A 23,140-nucleotide genomic window follows, 5' to 3' on the forward strand; every position below is an offset into this window, starting at 1 on the left:
ACGGGATTTCAAGACATTCACACGGATCCCGATCGTCTTAGGCCGAGCTACATAAGAACCACACACTTCCACTCTTCCAAGAAGAAAAAATATCGAAATGCTTTTGAGGGCGGATTCAATCGTTCGCCCGAAGAAACTTAATCATGGCTTTTTCATGCGCGCGATCTCGGAGTCGATAAACGGCAATAACATCCCTTGGAACAAGGTTTTCTCCATCAGAAATATGCAGACGCGACTTACCGGGAATGATGTACCGAGCAAGGCGGCCGATGTCCTTACTTCTGGGGTGTATTGGTCGATCAAGAACCAGTAAGAAATTGCCCTGATCCTTGGATCGAATAATGATGGACTGGCGGTCGCCATCGCGAAAATTTTTGTACTGGAAATCATAGATCCCAGTCACCGGCTCTAATCCGAGACTCATGTATCGGTCGGGTATTTGGCTGGACTCAACAGCAGCAACCCTCAACGGAGCCAGAAGCTGAAGCGTTGTGAGGGCAACAACAAATGACAAGCACATAGCGTTACCCAATCGAAATCTGCTCATCACGCTGCCATTATCAAGTCAGCACGCATTTTGACTCAGCGATTGAATAAATTGGCAATGTCTTGAACATGCTCTTTGTCTTTGAGTTGGAAAATAGCGATCGCACGGGACTCTCGACGCTCGTATGGACCGCCTATGAACTCCCGGTTTGTATAAGCCTGCGATCGCGTTTTACGGTCATTAGTGAGTGTCAAAATGGAGTCACCTAACACTATTTCCCTCCCGTCTAAAAGGTAGACCTCATCGCCTTGAGCACCACCGAGAGGCCTGGCAAGGCTTACTAAATAGTATCCCCCCTCAGAATCAAGGAACACCGCTGACTTGTCGTTGATCAGCTGACCTATCGGTATGACTCTCACTCGCTTATCGGTAATTTCGGGCAAGCCCAGCGCTACTATCTTCGGCTCTATAGCTTTCCCTCTTGCGTATCGCTGCAGTCCTTCTTCGGAAGCACAGCCAACCAATACAACGCTCAGCAAAAGCTTTGTTAGGGCGTGGCGCATAATATTTCCTCTACTCGCGAACGAAGTGAAAGCAACAAAAAACTATCTATTTCGAGTGTGCATCAATAGAAACTTGAAAAACCAGCTGTTCATTAGGACCCGTGACAAGTCCGACGACTGGCATCCCTTGAAACGAGGCTTACCGTGGCATCTTAGGACAGCTAAATAACACGGACATCGCGTATCGACATTACTCAGTGGATACGTCGCGAGACGGTAGCTCACTAAATTTCGGCTCTGGGACCCATTGGTTGGGGAGCCATTTTAAGTGGGGAGCACTTACAGCGAAAAAAACCACTTCGACTGCGCGGTTATTTATAGAAATAATGGAGGCTCGGGTCGGAATCGAACCGGCGTAGACGGATTTGCAATCCGCTGCATCACCACTCTGCCACCGAGCCATTCAGGGGCAAGCGCCCCGAAGAAGCGCGAAGTATACAGACTTCGCCTCCTTTGTCATCAGACATTTCGGGGTTTTAACCCGCCAAGCGACTTTGATAATTCCCTTGCGTTCGCGCCGCCTGGGCAATCCACTGATCTTCAGTACAGCGGGCCCCATGAGCCTCCGTAATCTCGGCTGAGTCGATCCCGAGCTTTAAAGCCATAGGGAACTGATCGGGCAACAAACTTCCCACTACCCGAATGTGGCCGGCGTAGCCCCGCAGTCTGAGCTGACGGCCCAACGTTAGAAAGCGTCCGTCGCCGCAGCTTTCAAAAATAATTCGCACACCCGAGGCATCGAGTAGGTCGTCGAGTTGGCTCACATCAATAGCCGAATCAATATCAATAAAATCCAGAGCTTCACTGTTATCGAAACGCCCTTCCTTGTTTATAACAATACTCATGCAACATGCTCCGAGCTCGCAATGATGTTGGAGCGATTATGTAAACCGCACTCCAATTTCTCTTTCCCCCGCCAGCGCCCTGATCGCGGGTCCTCCCCTACTTGCACTGCCGTTGTGCAAGGCTCACAACCAATCGACGGGTATCCTTTTGTCACTAGGGGATGCTCTGGTAATCGGTGCGTGATCTTGTAGGCAGCAATCTCGCTGTCACCAAAGTTCGCCAATGGATTAAACTTTAACTTTCCGCGAGCCTCGTCAACCTCAACCAAAGCAACCGCAGAGCGTGTGGCAGACTGCGCTCTGCGTTGACCGGAGACCCACGCATCGTTCATCCGTAGGTGCCGATCAAGCACTGACACTTTCCTAAGCTGACAACACTGATCAGGCTGGCTTAGGTGAAGACGGCGCGTCGGATCCCTTCGTTTTATGGCGAGCGGGTCGACGGACGCGGTGCGAACGTTTTTTAGCCCGAAAGTACTAATCAAATGATTTCGATAACGAATGGTTTCTTTAAAGTGAAAGCCCGTATCAAGAAATACGACCTGCGCCTCAGGCTGAATCTGGCTGATCATATGCAAAAGCACCGCACTATCAGCGCCAAAGCTCGAGACCACCGCCGGGTTCCTCACGAAACGATTATCAACCACTATCTCTTGGAGCATTTCGCTTACAGACAAATTGCTCCATGCCATTGAGAGTCTTTCTGCGATAGATTTGAGTCGCGTCAGCTCTACTTGACTAGGCGGCTTGATCGACGACATAGAGTGCCTCCTGAAACGGTCGCGTTCCCAGTCTTTTAATCGCCTGAGCAAAGGTTTCTTCGGTACTCAATCGATGCATCAAATAAGCGTCAATCAGTCTATCTAGGGCTGGCATTAATTCATCGACATTAAAGCCACGCCCCATCTTCTCTCCAATCGAAGCATCATTTCCCGCACTCCCACCAAGCGTGATCTGATAGTTCTCAACGCCCGCCTTATCGAGCCCAAGAATGCCTATATGGCCGACATGATGGTGTCCACACGCATTGATGCAACCGGAAATCTTAATCTGCATAGGGCCGATCTCTTGTTCTCGGCTTTCGTACCGGACGGCAATATCCTGCGCTATCGGGATAGACCGAGCCGTAGCCAACGCACAATAGTCCATGCCGGGACACGCAATGATGTCGGAGACAAGACCAATGTTTGCGGTGGCGAGTCCTATTGACTTAAGGGCCTGATAGACCGCCGGCAAGTCGGCCTGCGCGACATGAGGTAAGACGATATTTTGCTCGTGACTAATTCTCAGCTCGTCATGTGCCAAGCGCTCTGCGACATCGGCGATTGCACGCATCTGCGCTGAGGTGGCATCGCCCGGGGTGTCACCGTGCCCTTTCAAACTAATGGTAACGCTCGCGTAACTAGGGTGTTTATGGGCAAAAACGTTTCGTTCAACCCACTCCCTAAAACAGCTGTCACCATCGAGCGCGTCGAAATACCGGTCTTTCGACTTCTCAACATATTCCGGGGGCATAAAGCCCTTTTGAATGTCGCCTAGCACAGCGAGATCTTGACCACTAAACTCCGCCCGAAGCCGCTGGAATGCCTCGTCAACCTTGGCACGAAAAGCGTCAATCCCCATCGCACCAACCGTAATCTTTATCCGCGCTTTGTACTTGTTATCTCGGCGCCCAGCGAGGTTGTAAATAGACAGAACTGCTTCTAAGTAAGGCAAAAGGTCCTCGGCTGGCAGCCGGTCAGTGAGCTCCTGACCAATAACCGGTGTCCGACCTAGTCCACCGCCAACAAACACCTTAAACGCAATACGCCCCTCGTGTTCGACAAGCTGCAAACCGATATCGTGAGCGCGAACGACAGCACGATCCTCGAGAGCACCTGTAATGGCAATTTTAAATTTACGCGGTAAAAACTGAAACTCAGGATGGTCTGTAGACCACTGCCGAATGAGCTCTGCATAAGGCCGAGGATCAGCAATCTCGTCAATCGCCGCCCCTGCAAACTGATCTGTCGTGACGTTGCGAATTGTATTTCCGCTGGTCTGAATCGCATGCATATCGACATCCGCGAGCGCGTCGAGAATGTCGGGCGTATCGATCAAACGTGGCCAATTGAATTGGATATTTTGACGGGTCGTAAAGTGGCCGTAACCCTTATCCCATTTATCTGCGATGTAGGCCAGTTGGCGCATCTGCTGACTTGAAAGCGTCCCGTAAGGGATGGCAACTCGCAACATATAGGCATGAAGCTGCAGATAAACACCGTTCATGAGCCTTAGAGGTTTAAACTCATCCTCAGTTAATGCCCCGTCCAGTCGGCGTCTTACCTGATCTCGGTACTGCCCTACCCGGTCGCGCACGAACGCACGATCAAACTCCTGATAGGTATACATCAGGCCGCAACCTCTGCACCTTTGACCGTTTGCTTTCCATGGAAATAGTTGCTCGGCCCTCTTTGTCTAAACCCCTCCCTGTAATGTCGCGGCGAAATCGACGCACCCACCAATACTTCAGCTAAGTACGCGCCGACAACATCGGCTTCTTTCGCCATCGCATCAAGCTCAATCGTGGCATCTTCCACCACCTCAAATACTTTCGCTGCGCTCAGTTCGACCGACCAGCGGTGTGATGCATCGAGGTAAACAACCTCTCCTGACAACAAATCGTTTGCTGTAATGACCACAGGGGCCTTAATACGAGACATGTGAAAGCTCCTTTAGTGAGGTTGCATTGGCAGCGTGAGATACCTGCTCCTTGCCAATACCTACAAAAATAATAAGAGGACCGTTCCAGTTGTCGTCATCTAGACGCTGGGCGAACTGGGTAAGTGTCGATGTAAATCTGCGCTCCTCAGGGCGAGAGATATTTTCCACACAGGTAATGACGAGATCGTTGTCCGCGCCCGCCATAAGTAGTCGGGCTTGTAAGAAGCTGGCAGACTTTCGACCCATGTAAATCGCGAGGGCCTGCCCGGAGCGAACTAACTGTCGCCAATCATGCTCCGCATAGCCTTTAGCGTCATGCGCAGTCATCAGAGTAATACTTGAGTTACGGTCTCGTCGGGTGAGCGACTGCTTGAGGCTTGCGGCACCCGCCGCCGCGGAGGTGATGCCCGGAACAACGCTACAGGCGATACCTGCATCTGCGAGCGCCGACAGCTCCTCGTCTAAACGTCCGAAAACCGAAGGATCGCCACCTTTTAAGCGGACGACTTTGGAACCGGCCTGAGACTCACGAACCAAATGCTCATTAATGACCGCTTGCGTCACCTGTTCGCCAAAGCCCTTTTTACCCACATCGATGAACTTCGCTTCCCGTCTCGCCAGCTCAAGAACTCCGCGACTGACCAACCGGTCGTGGATAACGACCTCAGCTTCGTGAAGTAATCGTCGCGCCTTGAGCGTCAGCAGATCAGGGTCACCCGGCCCCGCGCCGACAAAGGCCACGGATCCCATCTCGTGCTCCGCACCCATGTGTCGGGCTAAGAGCGTTTCCAAGTCCAGCCTTAGGGTCTTATCACTTGTACCGCTACTAAGACGTGTGGGGGAAAAGAAGTCCTTCCAAAAATTACGACGTGCCAACCCTTCCGGCAGCGCGCGGACCTTCGCGCGAAAAGAATTAGCAAGCCTCGCTAAACGCCCTAGGTCAGCTGGAAGCATGGCTTCCACATCGGCCTTTATCTGCCGAGCCAGGACAGGAGCAGAGCCCTCAGTGCCGATTGCTACAACGACAGGATCACGATCAACTATTGCCGGTGTAATAAAGTCACATGCGTCGGTACGATCCAAAACATTCACAATGGCCCCCGCGTCTCGTGCCAATAACGCAAGCTCATCATTAACCGCGTCACTCTCATGGGCCGCGTAAAACAGCGTCACAAACTCAAAGTCACTCGCAATTGGCAGACCACAACGCAACGCGATACGACCCTGCTCGGCCCACGCGAGCGCCTCATCACTGGGACTGTCTGTGTAAACGGTTACGCTTGCGGCCGTCTTCAACACGCCGCGGCATTTAGCGTCAGCCATCTGCCCGTCGCCAACAACAACGACCTTACGATCTTTTGTTGCCACGAAAATCGGTAAGAAATCCATACGATTGCCACATTAAATTTGAGGCGCGATGTTAGGAGTAAATTCCTTTGGCATGTCCTTATAACCAAAAAATAAGGAAAAAATTCTTGCATGGATGATAATATTGGAAACTTATCCTTTATTTGCGCCATTTAAGGAATACGCCACCATGGACTCAACCGACAAGGCCATCCTCAAGCTCCTACAGGAGGACGCCACCCTCTCTTTAGACGACATTGCAATACGTATTGGTGCCTCTAAAACACCTATTTGGAATCGAATAAAACGCCTCAGAGAATCAGGAGTCATATCCCACCAAGTGGCCATCGTTAGCCCGCAAGCCGTAGGTTTAGATACCTGTTTTTTTGTTCTGGTAAAAACAAGCGAGCACGATTCGACCTGGCAGTCTCAATTTCTCGATGCACTTAGAGCGCGCAATGAGGTGGTTGAGGCGCACCGACTTGCAGGCGAAATTGACTATCTACTCAAGGTTCGAGTCTCCAGCCCACGCGCCTACGATCAGTTTTATCAAGGCCTCATTGCGGACGTAAAGGTTTTCAACGTTACCGCTTTACTCAGCATGGAAGAATTGAAGTACACCACCGCATTGCCGATCTAAAAATTGGGGTAGACTGTGGCCCGCCGCAATAGCATAATGAGAATGATTCTCAAATCCAGATAAGGACCCGCATAATGAATTTCAAAGTTAAAACCGTATTCTTCGCAGCACTTGCAGCACTGCCATCCGTCGTATTTGCAGGTGCTGACTGCACTGAACACCCAAAGAGTGAGTGGATGAACGTACTCGATCTTCAAAAGCGCATTGTTAACGAATACGGCTTTTCAATCGCAAAATTTAAAGTCGACGACGAGTGTTACGAGATCTACGGTTGGGAAACCGATGAGAACGGTAAAGAGCAGAAAATCGAAGTATATTTCGATGCAAAAACAGGTGACATTGTTAAGAAAAAGTAACTTAAACAATGTCTTGGGACCACTTCATAAAAGTGTTTCACTGGTCTCTGGCCACAGGGATTGTGGCCAACTATTTTTTCCTCGAGGACGGTGATCAACTTCACGAGTGGCTTGGTTACGGGCTCTGTGCACTGATCGTCTGTCGTATTCTTTGGGGGGTGTTTGGCCCCACGAGCGCGCGGTTTACATCCTTTCTTAGAGGCCCGCGCACCCTCTGGCGAGAGCTCACCGGGTTGGCCACGGCACATGAGTTGCCTGATACCCACACCGCAGCGGGCGGCTATCAACTCGTTCTGGTAATGACCCTCGTCGCTGGATTGGGAATTACTGGCTGGATGCACGACCTCGACGCCTTCTGGGGCGAAGATTGGCCCGCAGAAGTTCATGAACTCCTCGCTAACGCATTGCTAACCCTGGCATCGTTGCATGTAGCGGCAATCATGTGGATGCAGTGGGTACTGAAAATGCCCATCATTCGGCGTATGTGGTTTAGAAAAACCTAAGTAACTCACACCCCCGAGAGACCAAACGCGCTGCGTTTAACACCGGGCAATGCAGTCCGAGTTTCGGGACGACATAGGTCCGGTACTACCTAGAACGTTTTCGCTAGGTGTCGGGGGACACATCGTCTGCCGACTCACCGTAACTGCCATTAAGTGCAACGGGCACGCCACCTAACGCAAAGCCACAGTTCTGGCACACAGCGACATCCTTCAGACCGCGCCGTGTCATCTCAGGAAGCCCCTGCGTATCACAGTTTGGGCACACCACTTCTGATTCGAGTCGCGAAGAAAACACACCGACCGCAATCCAGGCCGCAAGGGCCAAGAAAACCAAAACCACAAAAAAGTCAGTCGTTATGTAAAACATAAAACTCGCGTGCGCTTGGATATAACCGGCTTAAGTGTGCCGCATTTGACGGAAGAGCACACGCTGAAAACCGAGATCGGCAGACAGCCAGTGCGATGAAATCACTCAATTAGCGCCACGCGCCCAGACACAGAGCCAAACGAGAAACAAAGTGAGCGCCATGCCGCTAAAAAACAACAAGGTGGCTACATCCATAACAATGCTCTCAGATGTAAGAAAGACACCCTTAGACTAAGGGGTGAAATTTCGTACACAAGCAAGAGAGCGGATAACTGTGAACTCGCTCAAGTTTGGACCGGCGGTTCACCAACCCGAAGCGATGCGTGTTCTAAGCGCCCTCTCACTGAGCTGATTGGCATAATCTTCGGTGCATACCGACGACCTACCCTCCGTCTTTAACGCCCTTTTTTAACGCCCTTTTTAACGCCCTTTCGCTCCGAGCTCTTAGCGCTTGCGACGCCTAGTCTGGGTCTAGAGTCAGGCACTAACCTACAAAAGACGCAGGGGCTCATCATTCATAGCCCCCAATTGCTCACGCAACTCAAGTATGTGATCAGACCAAAATCTGCCCTGCCCAAACCAAGGGAAGGCTTTGGGGAATGCAGGGTCGGTCCAGCGCTCAGCCAACCATCTCGCATGATGCATGATTCTCAGCGTCCTCAGAGCCTCGATCCAACCCAACTGACGTGTGTCAAAGTCGTGGAACTCTTCATAACCCTCAACGAACTCACTAAGTTGCCGTTCTTGCTGATGTCGCTCGCCGCTGAGAAACATCCACACATCCTGAATAGCCGGCCCCATCACGCAGTCGTCGAGGTCGACAAAATGAGCCGTGTCATCTCGCCAGAGAATATTCCCGGTGTGGCAGTCACCGTGAATACGTTGCTTATCGCCCTCTCCCATACTGGCCAATATCTCGCTCGCCAGTGCATCGCAATCGGCAGCTAACGTGGTATAGGCGGTCCTGAGCTCCAGAGGCACAAAGGCATCCTGGACAAAGTGTCGTGAAGCGGTGGCCATGCGCTCAGCACTGATATCACGTCGATATTTAAAGTCGCTTGCAGCGCCAATCCGGTGGATGCGACCCAGCGTTTGGCCCAACCGGTACAAGTGGTCAAGGTTATCTAGTTCAGGCGGATGCCCACCTCTGCGCTCGAAGACACTAAAGCGTTGACCATAAGCATGATGAAGCGTTTGGTCGTTGATTTTAAGCGGCGCTACAAACGAAATCTCGTGATCGACCAATTCCTGAGAAAAGGCGTGCTCTTCAAGAATCTGATCATCGCTCCAGCGCCCCTCGCGGTAGAACTTAGCAATGACGGGCGCTTGATTCTCGATTCCCACTTGGTAAACCCGGTTCTCGTAGCTGTTTAAAGCCAGAAGCCGTAAGTCGCTAATCAGCCCCGTACTTTCAATACAGTCAATGACACAATCCGGAGTTAACGCGTCGTAGGGGTGTTTCATAAAAGAATAAGCCCCGTAATCAGACTGAAGTGGAGGGATGATCTACCCGCGCAGTCTACCTCAACTGAGAGGCCCGCGTTGCCCCAGGGAAGACATAAGACTGCGATAGCGCTATCGTTGCGCTCTGCTAAGAAGAAGCCCTAGGACGCAATTTATGTTGCTCGATCATGTGGTTTTGTTCGTGGATGATCTTGAGGATGCCGTGGACACGTTTTCACAACACGGGTTTACCGTCACGCCCGGTGGGGTGAATGGTCCTACACACAACGCATTGATCGCTTTCTCTAATGAGACATACATAGAATTAATCGCATTGCAGTCTCGTAAAAAGCGCCTCCTTTTGAGACTTCTGGGACAGTTGGGCCTATTGAAGGTGCTGAGGCCAAAAAACCGGAATCTGAATACCCGGCTGTTGAGTTGGTTCAGCGGATCGCAAGGCTTCACCGATATCTGTTTGCGGGTAGTCTCACTGGAGGCATTTGCAAGTACTCCCCCCGAGACACTGGGCGCCCTAACCCCCGTTACTGCGTTCAAACGACATCGTCCCGACGGCATTCATGTTTCGTGGCGATTGGCCGGCGCAGTCGACTTGATGCAGCCGTTTTTTATTGAAGATGACACACCACTCAACTACCGCATTCCTGATGGCCCGTCTCGACACCACGCTAATGGCTCACAGGGAATCACAGAGCTCATTACGCGCTCTGAACTCAGCGTTAGACCTGAAAACGCCATAATTCGGACAAGCGTTGCTTCCAGCCGGAGCAAATTTAGTATTGGTATTACAACGACCGGTTTGGCCAAGGAAATACCCCTCGGCAGTAAGTACAACGCAGACATAAGATTGATCAACTAACCTACTTGATGCTTTGCTCGTCTGTCCCATGAAAACCGAGCAGGCCCCAAAGATAAGTGAGCCTAATGATTGCTTAACGTCACAAAAAATTCGATTCCGAGAACGCAAAACGAACGAGCACCCGAGTCGCAAACAAGTTTCCTCATACTCATTGCTAATCCAACTATTTTTAAGTAGGTCATAGATGCAAGGTTATTCACCCGCGGCAGACAAGAACAAGTCGCCCATTCTTTCAGTGCTCTCAAACTACCTCAGAGACGCTGATCGCGTATTTGAGATTGGAAGTGGTTCGGGACAACACGCTATCTACATGGCGGCATCTTTACCCACCATAGGTTGGCAGCCCAGCGATTGCGCGAGCGTTCTACCCCTCTTGACTAAAAATATAGAGACCTACGGGACACCTAACCTCTCCCCACCCTGGGAATTCAATCTTGAGAGCCTGTCGTCATTAGAAAAAATTGAGGTGGATTGCGTCTATGCTGCAAACGTAATGCATATTGTCAGCAAATCTCTGAGTGAAAATCTTATTCGCTGGGCTGGTAGTGCACTCTCACAAAACGGATACATGATCCTGTATGGCCCCTTTACCTATGACGGGCAGTTCACCACTCAATCCAACCAAGACTTCGATTTTTGGCTAAAAAGTCGAGACCCCAACAGTGGTGTCAGAAGCTATGAGTGGGTAACAGAACTTGCGGCAGCGGCTAAACTCAACTTGGTCAACGACCATGCTATGCCCGCAAATAACCAGTGCTTGATTTACCAGCGCACATAAATACAGCGTCATAAATCCCTGTAGACGGGCTTTCGCTTCTCAATAAACGCTTGCATACCCTCTTTGAAGTCCTCTGTACCCGAGCACATTATTTGGTTGCGATTTTCAATCGCCATGGCCGCTTCCAGACTTGCCGCGTCGATCGCCATGTTGAGTCCTTCCTTGGTCATTCGAAGCCCCATGGGAGAGGCTGCCAAGAGATCATCCACATAGCCCTGAGCCGTTTTCTCAAGGTCCTCATCCGCAACCACCTCACTCACCAAGCCCGTGGCGAGCGCTCGCTGTGCCGTCACAAAACGCCCCGTCATCATCATCTCTGACGCAACACTTACGCCGACTAAGCGCGGCAAAAAGTAGCTTACCCCCATGTCACATGAGGAAAGCCCTAATTTGATGAAGGCCGAATTCATTTTGAGGCTCTCCCCGGCTATTTTGATATCGGTAGCCAATGCAAATGCGAAGCCGCCGCCGCTCGCCGCACCTTGTATGCAAGATACAATGGGCTGAGGGCAGCGTCTCATCCGAATGTAGACGTCCGCAAGATGCCCTTGGAAGCCAAACCCGCCCCCAAAGGGAGCGTCTCTCAGACCTTCATGATCTTTTATATCGAGGCCCGCACAAAACGCGCGCCCGGCCCCTCGCATGACGACAACGCGGCAGCTCCTATCCTGAAAGAGATTACCGAAATAATCGCGAAGCTCAGTTGCCATCTGCGTATTTATTGCATTGAGGCTATCAGGGCGATTAAGTGTTAACCAATGGACTGATCCGCGCACATCAACGTCAATAGTTTTGTAGCTATTCATAAAAGGTCTTCCCTGATGTTCTCCATAAAGCAGTGTGGTTCCTGTGTTCATCAATGGCAATGACCTTACTGAATTAAACCCCGTCAACCTGTGAGGTATGGGTCACAGCTATTAAACGGTACCGTAGCGCGCGGATATTTTTCTGGTAATGTCGACAATGTAGGAAATATACAGACTGATAACTTCAGCCATACAAAAAAGGGGGTACAGTGGAAGAACGACGTAAAGGCGAGGACCGACGCCAGGAGGAGCGCCGTAAGGGCGATCGACGTGAGACACCCAGAGAGTCTCCGGACCGGCGTAAGGGCGAGAGACGACAAGGCGAGCGACGCTCTGGCGAATGATTCAGACGGACTGAACGCAACACAAGTGCATCGTCATCAACGCTGAATGTCCCTTTCTGACGACGATCTTGTTGCACCAACAACACAACGCTTGAGGCAGCTTCTCTATGCGCAATCGATCATCAGCTTTGAAACTATCGCTTCTTGTCAGCCTAACCTCTGCCCTACTTGGCGCATTTTCGACAGCACAGGTGGCCGCACAGAGCTTGGGTAATCTTGCTCAGTACCCTCCCCAGCCTATGAAAATGACGATCACAACATCTGAGCAAGGCGCGCCTCTTGTGACTCCCTCCACGCTTAAGCTTAATGCTGGACGTTACTACCGGCTAACGTTCGACTGCCCTGATGTGCGAGGCGATTTGAGCGGATGGCGTATAGAAATGCCCAAGCTTTTAAACAACGCCCATTTAAGGCTCGTGGCTGTAGGCGATATCGAAATCCACCTTCAAGGGCTTAGCTTTAATGCGATTGAGTGCGATGAAATTGGATCCGCTTCGATGAGCTTCGTACCTATAAAGCCGGGCACCTACGATCTCTATGTTGGGAATGTCCCCATGGCCTTAGGTCGACCCATGGGAGAAGCGGGCGTCCAATCGACCGGCAAGTACGTCCTTTCAAAGGTGATTGTGCAATAAACGCGATGTAGGGCGTCAATCGATCTGCCGATTGACGAAACGCGGTCATGAGAGATCAAAAAAGGGTAAGATGCGCGCCTCTTATTTACAGCGCCTAATCGCTACCACTACCCATGATGATCGCCACAAAGCCACCAATTAACCGGACAGCAGAAGCAAGCTCGATAGCACTGCCCGTGTCAAAAGCCTGTGGTGGCTCTTCATCGGAAATGCTGACCGCAAAGAACACCCAATTGCGCCGAATGCACCCCATGCTCTTAGTGCTTGGTGTCGTGCTGAGCTTAGGCGCTTTTTCAGCGAGTACGCATGCAAATACGGGCGTTCTTGAGGAAATCCTCGTCAGTGGCAAGGCCGACCCGCGTCTCAGCTCTTTGCTTACTGGCACTGAAGTCCGAAGTATCTCTGAGGACGAACAAATTACTTCATCCCACTCCCCCGCTTCACTTGCCGAGGCTATTCCGGGGGTATCAATGAACGGTCAGGGTGGTCTTTTTCAAAGCTACAGCCTGCGCGGTTTTAGTCGCTGGCGAATTCGCACTGAAATATCCGGCGTGCCAATTCTTACTGATCGCAGAGCTGGTAATTCCCTTTCATTTTTGGCGCCGGGTCTTATCGATACTATCCGGGTCAATATGGGCCCCGCCTCGAGCTTATATGGCTCTGGTGCAATGGGCGGTGTGATGAATGTTTCGCTCGCGCGACCCAACGAAACATCGCTTCGTGTCGGTGTGTCGTCGATGGGTAATGCGCACGATATCCTCCTCAAAACGCCTGTCAGCGAGACTACGGCATTGGTGGGTAGTTTTCGGTCGGCCAATTCGTCCAAGTCGGGCAACGAGACAACGTTAAATAACGGTTATGAACAATCAATGGTTTACGCAAGTGACGAGGGTGACCTTGGACAAGCCACAGTCACAACCGAGGCGTTAATCAGTAATGGGCGCGATATAGGAAAAAGCACGGCCTTATTTCCCACTAGCCGCGTCACTGACTATCCCCATGACGATCACAGGCTAGTCAACGTTCGCATAACGACACCCAATCAATGGTTTTTCCAAGCCTACGGGCACCATCAAGACTGGTCCTCACGCACTCAACGCCCAAATGACCGCCAAAACACGAGTTTGTATTCGAGCACCACAGTCGGAGGCTTAGTGTCCCACTCAAAGCGCGCAAGCCATTATTCGGAGCGTTACGGACTTGACGCGACTCGCCGTTACAATGTCGATATCGTAGAGCAAAGTGTGCGCCCCGGAGAGAGTACGACATCATCTACGCTCGTTGCAGGAGGCAGCGAGTGGAGCACTGGACTATTTTGGGAGCGAACATGGTATCTGGATGGGCTTGCGCTTCAGGCAGGCCTTAGAGCCGATAGGGCCGAGGCCAAAGTCGCATCATCATCCAGAGCCCGCTCAGATTTAAACCTTCAGATAAAAGCCGACTTTCAACTCACACCTGACTTCGCGCTGAGGGCTGAACTAGGCTCCGGTTACCGCCTACCAACGCTGAGTGAGCTCTACTTTGAGGGTGAAACCCCACGCGGGCGCTTAACAGGCAATGAAGAACTTCTAAGCGAAGAAACAGTCGGTGCGCAGGTCACGCTTGTTTACGAGGGAAGTGACACAACGTTTGAGATGACGGCCTCTGCCAATCAAGTCGATAACTACATAGAACGTGTCTCGGTGGCGCCAGGCCTTGAATCGTACCGAAACCTCAGTAGCGGCGATATTCGTGGTGTCGACGGACAGATAACGCGGCGCGGTGACAAAAGCGACCAAACCTTCTCATGGCAATGGTATGAGGGCGAATCAGCGTTGGGTGAATTCATTGCTGATTTGCCTCCTCCTACTCTGCGTTACGCCGTGACTCGGCAACTTTCAGATTATTCACTAGGAATGGACCTGAGATACCGTTTTTCAAGACGAAACACAGGGCCCGGAGAAGCACCTATCTCCAGTGCCGTCATTCTGGGGGTATCCGCCACCTGGAATATTTCTCATCAATGGCGTGCGCAAGCCTCTGTCGCCAACAGTCTCAACCGCAACTACCGCACAAGCGCATCGGATAATGCGCCTTTTGAAATGGGGCGCGCAATCAATATCAACATCGATTGGCGCCCCTGAGCCGCCCGATTTAGGGCGCTATCGACTCCCCAATTGTCCAAGGGGCGCCCGCTTGGCGCAGTGTTGCCCTGAGGGCAGGAATTTCTGTTTCAACAAGCGCATTCAGACGCTCTTTAGCGGGTGCAAACGCTTCTCGCGCATACGCCACGCTCTGTCGATGGCTTGGCGTTGGCCCGTAACTCGAATTCGACACACCCCGGAGCGCGTGACCGAGCCAAGTTGAAACGCTCGTGGGCGCGTAGCCGCCAATGTCATCCTGCACGCTGTTTCCAAATACCGTCTCCTCGATTTCATGAAGCGCCGTCGTCATCGCGGTAAGCTTGGCATGTACATCGGGAACGGGTGCCCGCATACGTGAGACCATTGTTCCAAGGTCAGCGATCTCTTTTCGCGCGGCCTTTATCGCGTAGCGAGCCGCCTGAGACTGACCGTACAACTCGCTGAGCTCGTTATTGAACGCCTCCATTTGCGCAAGTGAGGCACCCTGAAGTGATCCTTCTCGCAATTGCTCGACATTGAAACTTACGGGCTCGGCAAGGCTTCGCTGCTGCCCGCCTTGGGTTACCACCAACTCAGCTTTGTAAGTACCCGGTACAACCATAAAGCCAGTCGGCGAATCGCCGCGCCAATTCTTGCCGGTCTGCACGGGGCCAAGGTAGGACCGTCGTAAATCCCATGCAACGCGGTTTATGCCCTTGCTATTACTCGCCGCGACACGCCGCAACACAGTGCCCTGCTCATCAGAGACCACCAACTCCACCTTAGGCTTTGCCTCTCGTGTCTCATCGGTAACCGCATCCCAACCCGGAAACGTCACTGACTTACCTGCTTTCTTTGCCTCCTTTTCCGCAGCTTGGCGGCTTTGTTTTTGCGTCTTAAAGCTATCGGCGAGGTAATAAGTGAAAACAGCACCAAAGGGGGGATTCTCAGCCACATAAAGCGAATCACCCTGCGAACCCTTTGGTCTGTAACCCAATGGTCGTTTTTGGAAATACCAGTGCGCTGTACGCGGCTCAAAAAGCACTGCCGTATCGGCAAAGGTATCTTCGTCCATTGACCTCAGTGCAGTGTAGTCATCCAATACAAAGAATCCGCGACCAAAGCTTGCCGCAACGAGATCATTCTCGCGTCGCTGTATTTGAATATCGCGCACGGAAATGGTGGGCATCCCCCCGGATAACTTATGCCACGAATCGCCCGCGTTAAGCGTGAGGTAAACCCCAAACTCAGTAGCCGCAAACATGAGTGACGCGCGTTCATGATCTTGCACAAGCCTCCAGACTAAATGTTTGTCTGGGATGCCATCCGTAATCATCTTCCAGCTACGACCACGATTTTTACTGACCAAAAGGTAGGGCTTGAAATCACCGTACTTGTGGTTGTCTAACGCCAAATACACCGTGTCGGCATCGTGCAGATCGGCCCTTATATCGTTAACAAAGGCTGTATCGGGAACGCCGGGCATTGCACCGACCTTGATACTTCGCCAGCTTGCGCCGTCGTCCTGAGAAATATGGACCTGCCCATCGTCAGTACCCACATACAGTAATCCAGCAACAAGTGGCGACTCTGCCAACGAGGTAATGGAGTTGTAGTTAGACATGGCATACATGTCCCAAGGTGAGTCCCAGCTCTGCGTATCGCCCATAATGGGCATTGCAAATCGTTCTTCATCACGGGTTAAGTCTCCGGAAATCGCCGTCCAACTGTCCCCGCGATCCTCAGACTTCCAAACCCGTTGAGACGCAAAGTAAAGACGCGTTGCTTTGTGGGGACTGACGAGGATGGGTGCGTCCCAGTTGTAGCGCTCAGCAGGCTCACCCGGCGCTGCCTGTGGCTGGATGTAAACCGACTCACCTGTTTGTCGATCGATGCGCGTCAGATTTCCCTGCTGCGATTGCGCGTAGACGATATCGGGGTTGCCCGGCTCAGTGGCTGGCTGATGTCCGTCTCCACCTAATAAGACGAACCAGTCCGCCGTACGAATGCCGCTTACGTTGTCTGTTCGCGAGGGCCCACCCTGGGTGTTGTTGTCCTGGGTACCGCCGTAAATATTGTAAAAAGGTTCCGCGTCGTCTAACGCCAGTTTGTAATATTGCGTTATCGGTAAATTCTCCATGTAACGCCACGTCGCACCGAGATCGAAACTTTCATAAACCCCCCCATCAGTGCCCATCATGATGTAATCGGGATCGGCCGGGTCAAACACAATCGCATGCATATCACCGTGCTGATTGGGGTGCTCCATGTACGAGAATGTCTTGCCGCCGTCCGTTGATTTCTGAACGGTCGGGCCCACGAGATACAACCAATCGAAGTGATGCGGACTAGCAAAAATCTCTTGATAATAGTGAGGACCCGTTCCGCCCCCCACCGCATCCGCACCTTTGGACCAGCTAGCACCCCGGTCATCTGAGCGCCAAACACCGCCTTCCCGCCGATTAAGCTCGATAGCGGCATAGACTACGTCAGAATCTTGTGGCGAGATTGTAAGACCGATCTTTCCCATATTTCCTGTGGGAAGACCTGTTTTGAGACGCTGCCACGTCTCTCCACCGTCGGTTGACTTATGAATGCCGCTCTCGGGACCACCGCCCATATACGCGGCGACCGTTCGGTGATGCTGCCAAGTGGCAGCGTACAAAACATCTGGATTCGCAGGATCAATGACCACGTCGGTAACGCCCGTCCACTCGCCTGCGCTTAAGACGTTGCGCCATGACTGCCCGCCATCATCCGTCTTATAAAGCCCTCTCTCGCCGCCGGGCGTCCACAGCGGACCTTGTACTGCCGCCCAGACAATATCTGAGTTCTGTGGATGCACGAGAATGGTCGAGATATGTTGCGACTCAGTTAAGCCCATATTGGTCCACGTTGAGCCGCCGTCATCGGAGCGGTAGATGCCATCACCAAAGCCTACGTGACGACCTCCGACATCTTCACCGGTGCCCACCCACACCGTATTGGGATTAGACGGATCCACCGTCACGTTACCAATGGAATAGGAACTCTCAGCATCAAAAATGGGCGACCACGACACCCCAGCGTTTTTGGTCTTCCAAACGCCGCCTGAACCCACCGCTACGTACCAAACACTGGAGTCCTTAGGATCCCAGTCAATATCTGAAATCCTGCCAGACATAAAAGCGGGGCCAATGTTGCGCCACTTTAGACCACTGAAGTCCATTGAACTGTCTTTGTCAGCGAGTGCTGAGAGAGGCATTACTAAGGCTGCAACAAACGTCAAATAAAGCGCCCGAATCATGAGTGTGCTCCTACTTATTTTGAATTCGTGAGGTTAGCACTCCTTCACAGCGACTGGCACTCCCTGGGCGAGCCGCATCTCTGTTTTTCGCCACACATTGCCCTATCAGATCGGTCATACGAGGCAAAGACCTGAGCACAGAGCGTCGAAATCGCCTACCTGCGGTAGAAGGCCACAGAAGTCGCGGGGCGTACTTTAATCGTGACAATCAGACAAATGCATTAAGGCGCGCGCTCAGAAATTTTGCGCTTTGTTGCACCTGCGATATCTTCCTCGTTGAACCCAAATGCATTCGTGTTGGACAGTGAATGAAGATTACGCAATCGGCGAGAACAGTAATCTCCTGGAGTGCTGACATTGCGTCACAAGCGCTAAGCGCTCTCACGCTGCTATCGGTTTTATTTGTCGGCACAAGCACCCCTATAGCAGAGGCATCAGCTACGCAGCTTACCCGCGAGCAAATCGCGATTATTTACATGCTGCTGCGGGACTCCGGGAGCTCAGAAGAGCCATCCTTACCGAATCCTAACGCCGCAGCGGACTACTACGCCTCTACTGTGCAAACCCAAGTTGTGGAGGCGATTTGTCTTGGCTGTCATGTCATGAATGGTTTTGCGTCATCCAGCGATCTCGTTTTTTCCTCTGGCGCCGAGGATGAAAACTTAGAAGCGATTCGCAGCTATTTGCGACTACGCAACGATGGCGGTGAAACACTTCTCACAAAAGTGACCGGAGGGCTAAGTCACGGGGGTGGTGTGCAGCTTTCGGTGGGGAGTGACGGATACGAAGCGCTAGCGGAGCTTGTGTCGCTTTTGGTAGCCGAGGGAGACGGCAGTGGGAGTACTTCCGAAGACCTATTTTTTAAGGAGGTCCTGCTCACTGATGCAAAAGAGACATTACGCCGCGCCGCCCTTATTCTTGCGGGAAGACTACCCCTTGAATCGGAACTGACACTCGCCCAGTCCGGTGAAGAGGGTCTTCGGTCAGCCGTCCTAGGCCTTATGCAGGGTGAGGGATTTCACGATTTTCTCATTCGCGGCGCCAACGACCGACTTCACACTGACGCCTTCGTCAATGGCTCTTTCTCCGAGGTCTCTGACTTAAATGGCTTAGCGGGTGATCGCTACCCCATGGGCGAAACGCTGTGGGAGTTAGAAGGTGCGATTTGGGGCTATCGAACTGGCATAGCGCGGGCGCCACTCGAGCTGATTGCCCATGTGATTGAGAATGATCGACCGTACAGTGAAGTGTTAACCGCTGACTACACCATGGTGAATTGGTTTACCTCACAAGTCTTCAGGAGCGATGTTGAGGTAGGTTCATTCGACGACCCTAAAATCTTCGCTCCGGGGCAAAATCGGGGGTCTGTCGCCTACGACGATCAATATTTCAGCGAGAGCGTGCCCGGTTTTGGCACCCGCGTACTCGAACACAGCGGATTCATAGATTACCCCCATGCCGGTGTTCTCAACGATTTAACATGGCTACATCGATACCCCACCACCGAAACGAATCGCAATCGCGCGAGAGCGCGTTGGACGTTCTATCATTTTTTAGGGATCGACATTGAAACCTCTGCGCCGAGAACAACCGACCCTGTAGCCCTTGCTGACACGGACAATCCCACCCTGAAGAACCCCGCGTGTACGGTTTGTCATGATCGCTTGGATCCCGTGGCAGGGGCCTACCAAAATTATGGGAATGAAGGCTTCTATCGCGATAAATGGGGTGGTTTAGATTCACTACCCGACACCTACAAATACCCAGAATGGTTTGATATTGCAGAGCCGACGTTGTACCGCGAGGGCGACACCTGGTTCCGGGATATGAAGCCTCCTGGGATAGACAATGCGGTACAGCCTAGTGACCGAGTTGACGACAGCTTGAGCTGGCTCGCTGAGCAAATGGTCAATGACTCGAGATTTGCTATCGCGGCGGTAAAGTTTTGGTGGCCCGCCTTAATGGGTGCCGAAGCCCTCATCGCACCCGAGGTAGAAACTGATGCCGACTACCAAGCGCGACGTAATGCTTTCCGTGCTCAGGAGCTACAGATATCAACACTTGCAAGTCGATTTCGAAGCAATAACCTCAATGCACGCGAGTTGATGACGGATATGATTCTATCGCCGTGGTTCAGAGCAAAAGCCGCGACGCCCGAAGCATCCGATCGATCGGTCGAGCTTGCGGACCTTGGGGTTGACCGTTTACTCACACCCGAAGAGTTAGACGCCAAAAACGAGGCCATACTTGGCTACAAATGGGACAAATGGGAGGATGATTGGCTCGGTAATGTGAAGGGCTTCTATACGGCACTTCACGATCGATTCCGCCTGTATTACGGTGGCATTGATTCAATTGGCATCAAAGAAAGAGGCCGCCAGCTAACCCCTCTCATGGCCAATGTTGCAGAGCGCCAGGCCCTCTCACTTGCCTGTGGGGTGACCGCTTTGGATTTTCACGACAACGAAAAGCTGAGCGATCGACGCCTCTTCAACATGGTAGAGGCATCAACCACCCCATTAAGCGAGAAAGCACTAAGCGTTGACGTCACCACTGGTGCCTACCTTGACAGAGGTGCGCATGAAATCGACCTCCCCCTCTCTGCAGGAACCAAAGAGCTCCGTATTCGTTTCAACAACGACGCCTATGACGAAGGCAGTGGAAATGACCGAAACTTGTACGTCGACGCTGTCGAAATCTACAGAGATAACCAGCTGGTTACTGTGATTGAAGGCGAAGACTTCCAAAACACCACCGGATTCTCTCAAACGATCTATGGTGATGGCACCGCAATGGGCGGCGTAGAATATGTCGATCTAGATGGTTCATGGACACCTGTCGCTTGGAATCTATGGGGAACGGGCTACGTCTCATTCAACGTGAATGTGGCCACCGCTGGCGACTATCGTTTTAGAATCATCGCCTGGGGCAGCGACTATGGTGACGGTATCCCCGCCAATATGACTGCAACGGTTGGAGCCACAAACGTCGCAGATCAAACCGTAGGCAGTGAGGCCATCAAGGCACAGATACAGCACTTCCATCAGCTCATGCTAGGAGAGACCGTCTCGCGATCAGACCCTGAAGTGGAGGCTGTCTATCAGTTACTCCTCGAAACCTGGCAAGAGCGCAAGACGCACACTGACAACAGTCATGCCTGGAGCAGCCCGTCGGAGGAGTGTCTATTTCCGAGAGATATTAATCAATCGGACTGGGAGTCAGGTCTGGGGCTCGACCCACAACAAATGATTTACGCCTGGACTTCAGTCATGCACTACTACCTCACTCACTTCGACTATTTGCATGAATAGGTTAGGCCGATGAAACGACGTATTTTCCTCCAATCAATGGCCGCCTCTGCGACGCTCGCGGGCTTTTCATCGCTCTCGAATCGGGTCTGGGCTGCGCCTGAGGAGTACGAGGGCCGCTTCTTAGTGGTCATGCAAATGGATGGTGGATGGGATGTGACACAACTGTGCGACCCCAAAGTGAATACGCCGGGAGAGCCCGACATCAACAAGTGGGCGAACGAATCTGACGTTCAAACGGCAGGTCGTATTCAATATGCGCCGGTAGCCAGTAATCAGCGACTTTTTGAAAACCATCACCAAAAAATGTTAGTGATTAACGGTGTTGATGCACAAACTAACTCCCATACAACAGGGGTTCTTCACAACTGGTCTGGACGAAATGCCGCAGGCTTACCAACCTTGACTGCACTGTTCGCTGCGGCAAAGGCACCTGATCTCCCGCTCGCTTACGTCAACAATGGGGGGTTCTCTGCAACGGCTGACCTGATTCGATTTAGTCGACTCAACGACCACAACGCACTGGTTGATCTTCTCGACCCAGGGGCGGTCCCCTGGGACAGCAGTAGAACACTGCGACGGACCTCAGACATCTCACGAGTACAGCGCTATCAACAAGAAGCACTAAAGCGAAAGCTCGCAAAAAATTCGCTCACACCCCGACAGCGAGCTAACGCGAACGCTTACCTAAGCGCGCGAACTAACAGGGACGCCCTGGACCGTCTAAAAAGCATTATCCCGGCAAGTGACGCTTTTCAGCCCAATGTGGTACTGCCCTATGTGAATTTTGAGAGTGACCTTATGCGTCAGATACAGCTCTCTTTGCTGACATTCAAGGCGGGTGTAGGGGTCTCTTGTGACTTAATGTGCCACGGCTTCGACACACACAACGAACATGATTTACAGCACGAGGCACTTTACAACCACGTTGCGGACGCCATTGACTACTTCTGGAACTTCGCCGGTGAGTTAGGCATCTCAGATCGTATTACTTTGGTGGTCGGATCTGATTTTGGGCGAACTAATTTTTACAACGCTGAAAATGGGAAAGATCATTGGCCCATTGGAAGCTACATCGTTATGGAAGAGTCGCCAGTTTGGGGCAACCGCGTCGTCGGGGTCACCGATGGGCTCCACAACGCACTCAAAGTAAACCCGTCCACACTCAAGGAAGATCCTGACAACGGCATCCTCATGTATCCAAAACATGTTCACAAGGCACTGCGTCGTTACCTAGGCGTCGAATACCTTGCGCAGCAAGAGCGACTGGCCTTCGCAGCAACTGAGGATATTGATCTATTCAACCCAAATAAGTGGACGGGGTAGCTTTCAGCTCCGACTTGAAAGATCGGCGTGAAAGGAGAGATAACACTTAATGGCCCCCAAAGCGGCTTTCACCCCGGGACGGACGCCAACAACATCGCTCAAAGGCAAATGATCCTTGATTCGCATTGGGTCGGGTCAAGCGATTCTCAGCAAACCCCTCTCCAAAACAATAAAAAAGGGACTCATTGAGTCCCTTCTGCTGTATTGGCGGAGAAGGAGGTATCACTTGAACCCAGTATCCAAGCTATTTATTCGATATTTGACCACCATTTTGCCCACCATGCCGAGTTAGCTGATACAGCCAAAGATTCATAAGTCACTGATTTTAAGACACTTTCATTTTCACAAAAAAACGTAAGTGAGTTAGGAGTAACTTGCTACTTTCCAGCGACAAACGTGACAAAGACCTGAGCTTAGCCGACCG

21 protein-coding genes and 1 tRNA gene are annotated in these 23,140 nt (G+C 51.9%); 10 read left to right on the forward strand and 12 right to left on the reverse strand.

Annotated features, from left to right (window positions below):
* Positions 1-115: 115 nt before the first annotated feature.
* From E0F26_RS09380 to cysG, 8 genes are all read right to left on the reverse strand, one after another.
* Positions 116-547 carry a hypothetical protein gene (locus E0F26_RS09380; RefSeq protein WP_279241398.1) on the reverse strand — a complete coding sequence of 144 codons (432 nt, stop codon included), beginning with the start codon at positions 545-547 and terminating at the stop codon, positions 116-118.
* 35 nt (positions 548-582) lie between these two features.
* Entirely contained in the window at positions 583-1,050 is a 468-nt protein-coding gene (locus E0F26_RS09385) for a hypothetical protein (RefSeq protein ID WP_279241399.1), read from the reverse strand.
* Between the two features lie 327 nt (positions 1,051-1,377).
* A tRNA-Cys gene (locus tag E0F26_RS09390) sits at positions 1,378-1,451 on the reverse strand.
* Between the two features lie 75 nt (positions 1,452-1,526).
* The gene (locus E0F26_RS09395; protein WP_279241400.1) at positions 1,527-1,895 is read right to left on the reverse strand and encodes a DUF934 domain-containing protein; all 369 of its coding nucleotides are present in this window, start codon (positions 1,893-1,895) and stop codon (positions 1,527-1,529) included.
* Positions 1,892-2,656: a phosphoadenylyl-sulfate reductase gene (locus tag E0F26_RS09400; protein WP_279241401.1), complete on the reverse strand. Its 765-nt coding sequence runs from the start codon at positions 2,654-2,656 to the stop codon at positions 1,892-1,894. Before E0F26_RS09400 ends, E0F26_RS09395 begins: the two co-directional genes overlap by 4 nt.
* Positions 2,634-4,286 carry a nitrite/sulfite reductase gene (locus tag E0F26_RS09405; protein ID WP_279241402.1) on the reverse strand — a complete coding sequence of 551 codons (1,653 nt, stop codon included), beginning with the start codon at positions 4,284-4,286 and terminating at the stop codon, positions 2,634-2,636. Before E0F26_RS09405 ends, E0F26_RS09400 begins: the two co-directional genes overlap by 23 nt.
* On the reverse strand, positions 4,286-4,597 hold the full coding sequence (locus E0F26_RS09410) for a DUF2849 domain-containing protein (RefSeq protein ID WP_279241403.1): 312 nt from the start codon (positions 4,595-4,597) through the stop codon (positions 4,286-4,288). Before E0F26_RS09410 ends, E0F26_RS09405 begins: the two co-directional genes overlap by 1 nt.
* The gene (gene cysG, locus E0F26_RS09415; protein WP_279241404.1) at positions 4,584-5,987 is read right to left on the reverse strand and encodes a siroheme synthase CysG; all 1,404 of its coding nucleotides are present in this window, start codon (positions 5,985-5,987) and stop codon (positions 4,584-4,586) included. Before cysG ends, E0F26_RS09410 begins: the two co-directional genes overlap by 14 nt.
* A 148-nt stretch (positions 5,988-6,135) precedes the next feature.
* On the opposite strand from cysG, the gene E0F26_RS09420 reads away from it, so the two are divergent.
* The 3 genes from E0F26_RS09420 to E0F26_RS09430 all read left to right on the forward strand — a co-directional run bounded on the left by E0F26_RS09420 (position 6,136) and on the right by E0F26_RS09430 (position 7,444).
* A complete protein-coding gene (locus E0F26_RS09420) occupies positions 6,136-6,585 on the forward strand; it encodes an Lrp/AsnC family transcriptional regulator (RefSeq protein WP_279241405.1) in 450 nt (149 codons plus the stop codon).
* A gap of 74 nt (positions 6,586-6,659) precedes the next feature.
* Positions 6,660-6,941 (forward strand): PepSY domain-containing protein, encoded by a 282-nt coding sequence (locus E0F26_RS09425; protein WP_279241406.1) that lies wholly within the window; start codon positions 6,660-6,662, stop codon positions 6,939-6,941.
* A gap of 8 nt (positions 6,942-6,949) precedes the next feature.
* Complete coding sequence (locus tag E0F26_RS09430; protein ID WP_279241407.1) at positions 6,950-7,444, forward strand: cytochrome b/b6 domain-containing protein; 495 nt, start codon at positions 6,950-6,952, stop codon at positions 7,442-7,444.
* A gap of 103 nt (positions 7,445-7,547) precedes the next feature.
* Here the strand turns inward: E0F26_RS09430 and E0F26_RS09435 are convergent, their stop codons facing one another.
* Positions 7,548-7,811, reverse strand: coding sequence for a hypothetical protein (locus E0F26_RS09435; RefSeq protein ID WP_279241408.1), 264 nt, complete (start codon positions 7,809-7,811; stop codon positions 7,548-7,550).
* Positions 7,812-8,300: 489 nt separating this feature from the next.
* Positions 8,301-9,275: a serine/threonine protein kinase gene (locus tag E0F26_RS09440; protein ID WP_279241409.1), complete on the reverse strand. Its 975-nt coding sequence runs from the start codon at positions 9,273-9,275 to the stop codon at positions 8,301-8,303.
* A 154-nt stretch (positions 9,276-9,429) separates the two neighbouring features.
* Between E0F26_RS09440 and E0F26_RS09445 the strand changes: the two genes are divergently transcribed.
* Entirely contained in the window at positions 9,430-10,131 is a 702-nt protein-coding gene (locus E0F26_RS09445; RefSeq protein ID WP_279241410.1) for a VOC family protein, read from the forward strand.
* Positions 10,132-10,315: 184 nt separating this feature from the next.
* Positions 10,316-10,909, forward strand: coding sequence for a DUF938 domain-containing protein (locus tag E0F26_RS09450; protein ID WP_279241411.1), 594 nt, complete (start codon positions 10,316-10,318; stop codon positions 10,907-10,909).
* Between the two features lie 8 nt (positions 10,910-10,917).
* Here E0F26_RS09450 and E0F26_RS09455 read toward each other — a convergent pair whose 3' ends face one another.
* The gene (locus E0F26_RS09455; protein ID WP_279241412.1) at positions 10,918-11,715 is read right to left on the reverse strand and encodes an enoyl-CoA hydratase/isomerase family protein; all 798 of its coding nucleotides are present in this window, start codon (positions 11,713-11,715) and stop codon (positions 10,918-10,920) included.
* A gap of 209 nt (positions 11,716-11,924) precedes the next feature.
* Here E0F26_RS09455 and E0F26_RS09460 point away from each other — a divergent pair, with 209 nt between their 5' ends.
* The 3 genes from E0F26_RS09460 to E0F26_RS09470 all read left to right on the forward strand — a co-directional run bounded on the left by E0F26_RS09460 (position 11,925) and on the right by E0F26_RS09470 (position 14,817).
* Entirely contained in the window at positions 11,925-12,059 is a 135-nt protein-coding gene (locus tag E0F26_RS09460) for a hypothetical protein (RefSeq protein ID WP_279241413.1), read from the forward strand.
* A gap of 107 nt (positions 12,060-12,166) precedes the next feature.
* A complete protein-coding gene (locus E0F26_RS09465) occupies positions 12,167-12,694 on the forward strand; it encodes a hypothetical protein (protein ID WP_279241414.1) in 528 nt (175 codons plus the stop codon).
* Positions 12,695-12,807: 113 nt separating this feature from the next.
* On the forward strand, positions 12,808-14,817 hold the full coding sequence (locus E0F26_RS09470) for a TonB-dependent receptor (RefSeq protein ID WP_279241415.1): 2,010 nt from the start codon (positions 12,808-12,810) through the stop codon (positions 14,815-14,817).
* A gap of 10 nt (positions 14,818-14,827) precedes the next feature.
* Here the strand turns inward: E0F26_RS09470 and E0F26_RS09475 are convergent, their stop codons facing one another.
* Positions 14,828-18,082, reverse strand: a complete 3,255-nt coding sequence (locus E0F26_RS09475; RefSeq protein WP_279241416.1) for a VPS10 domain-containing protein — start codon at positions 18,080-18,082, stop codon at positions 14,828-14,830.
* Positions 18,083-18,390: 308 nt separating this feature from the next.
* Here E0F26_RS09475 and E0F26_RS09480 point away from each other — a divergent pair, with 308 nt between their 5' ends.
* Positions 18,391-21,393, forward strand: a complete 3,003-nt coding sequence (locus tag E0F26_RS09480) for a carbohydrate-binding domain-containing protein (protein ID WP_279241417.1) — start codon at positions 18,391-18,393, stop codon at positions 21,391-21,393.
* Positions 21,394-21,402: 9 nt separating this feature from the next.
* Complete coding sequence (locus tag E0F26_RS09485; protein WP_279241418.1) at positions 21,403-22,716, forward strand: DUF1501 domain-containing protein; 1,314 nt, start codon at positions 21,403-21,405, stop codon at positions 22,714-22,716.
* The last annotated feature ends 424 nt before the right edge of the window (positions 22,717-23,140 follow it).

It is taken from the genome of Candidatus Paraluminiphilus aquimaris, assembly GCF_026230195.1.
In the GTDB taxonomy this organism is placed as follows: Bacteria; Pseudomonadota; Gammaproteobacteria; order Pseudomonadales; family Halieaceae; genus Luminiphilus; species Luminiphilus aquimaris.

Excerpts from the sequence above, each read along its gene's own strand:
- E0F26_RS09405 (WP_279241402.1), bottom strand. The coding sequence starts at position 4,286 with ATGTATACCTATCAGGAGTTTGATCGTGCGTTCGTGCGCGACCGGGTA.
- E0F26_RS09445 (WP_279241410.1), top strand. The coding sequence starts at position 9,430 with ATGTTGCTCGATCATGTGGTTTTGTTCGTGGATGATCTTGAGGATGCC.
- E0F26_RS09465 (WP_279241414.1), top strand. The coding sequence starts at position 12,167 with ATGCGCAATCGATCATCAGCTTTGAAACTATCGCTTCTTGTCAGCCTA.
- cysG (WP_279241404.1), bottom strand. The coding sequence starts at position 5,987 with ATGGATTTCTTACCGATTTTCGTGGCAACAAAAGATCGTAAGGTCGTT.
- E0F26_RS09435 (WP_279241408.1), bottom strand. The coding sequence starts at position 7,811 with ATGTTTTACATAACGACTGACTTTTTTGTGGTTTTGGTTTTCTTGGCC.
- E0F26_RS09425 (WP_279241406.1), top strand. The coding sequence starts at position 6,660 with ATGAATTTCAAAGTTAAAACCGTATTCTTCGCAGCACTTGCAGCACTG.
- E0F26_RS09455 (WP_279241412.1), bottom strand. The coding sequence starts at position 11,715 with ATGAATAGCTACAAAACTATTGACGTTGATGTGCGCGGATCAGTCCAT.
- E0F26_RS09395 (WP_279241400.1), bottom strand. The coding sequence starts at position 1,895 with ATGAGTATTGTTATAAACAAGGAAGGGCGTTTCGATAACAGTGAAGCT.
- E0F26_RS09450 (WP_279241411.1), top strand. The coding sequence starts at position 10,316 with ATGCAAGGTTATTCACCCGCGGCAGACAAGAACAAGTCGCCCATTCTT.
- E0F26_RS09430 (WP_279241407.1), top strand. The coding sequence starts at position 6,950 with ATGTCTTGGGACCACTTCATAAAAGTGTTTCACTGGTCTCTGGCCACA.
- E0F26_RS09400 (WP_279241401.1), bottom strand. The coding sequence starts at position 2,656 with ATGTCGTCGATCAAGCCGCCTAGTCAAGTAGAGCTGACGCGACTCAAA.
- E0F26_RS09380 (WP_279241398.1), bottom strand. The coding sequence starts at position 547 with ATGAGCAGATTTCGATTGGGTAACGCTATGTGCTTGTCATTTGTTGTT.
- E0F26_RS09420 (WP_279241405.1), top strand. The coding sequence starts at position 6,136 with ATGGACTCAACCGACAAGGCCATCCTCAAGCTCCTACAGGAGGACGCC.
- E0F26_RS09410 (WP_279241403.1), bottom strand. The coding sequence starts at position 4,597 with ATGTCTCGTATTAAGGCCCCTGTGGTCATTACAGCAAACGATTTGTTG.
- E0F26_RS09385 (WP_279241399.1), bottom strand. The coding sequence starts at position 1,050 with ATGCGCCACGCCCTAACAAAGCTTTTGCTGAGCGTTGTATTGGTTGGC.
- E0F26_RS09440 (WP_279241409.1), bottom strand. The coding sequence starts at position 9,275 with ATGAAACACCCCTACGACGCGTTAACTCCGGATTGTGTCATTGACTGT.
- E0F26_RS09475 (WP_279241416.1), bottom strand. The coding sequence starts at position 18,082 with ATGATTCGGGCGCTTTATTTGACGTTTGTTGCAGCCTTAGTAATGCCT.
- E0F26_RS09470 (WP_279241415.1), top strand. The coding sequence starts at position 12,808 with ATGATGATCGCCACAAAGCCACCAATTAACCGGACAGCAGAAGCAAGC.
- E0F26_RS09485 (WP_279241418.1), top strand. The coding sequence starts at position 21,403 with ATGAAACGACGTATTTTCCTCCAATCAATGGCCGCCTCTGCGACGCTC.
- E0F26_RS09480 (WP_279241417.1), top strand. The coding sequence starts at position 18,391 with ATGAAGATTACGCAATCGGCGAGAACAGTAATCTCCTGGAGTGCTGAC.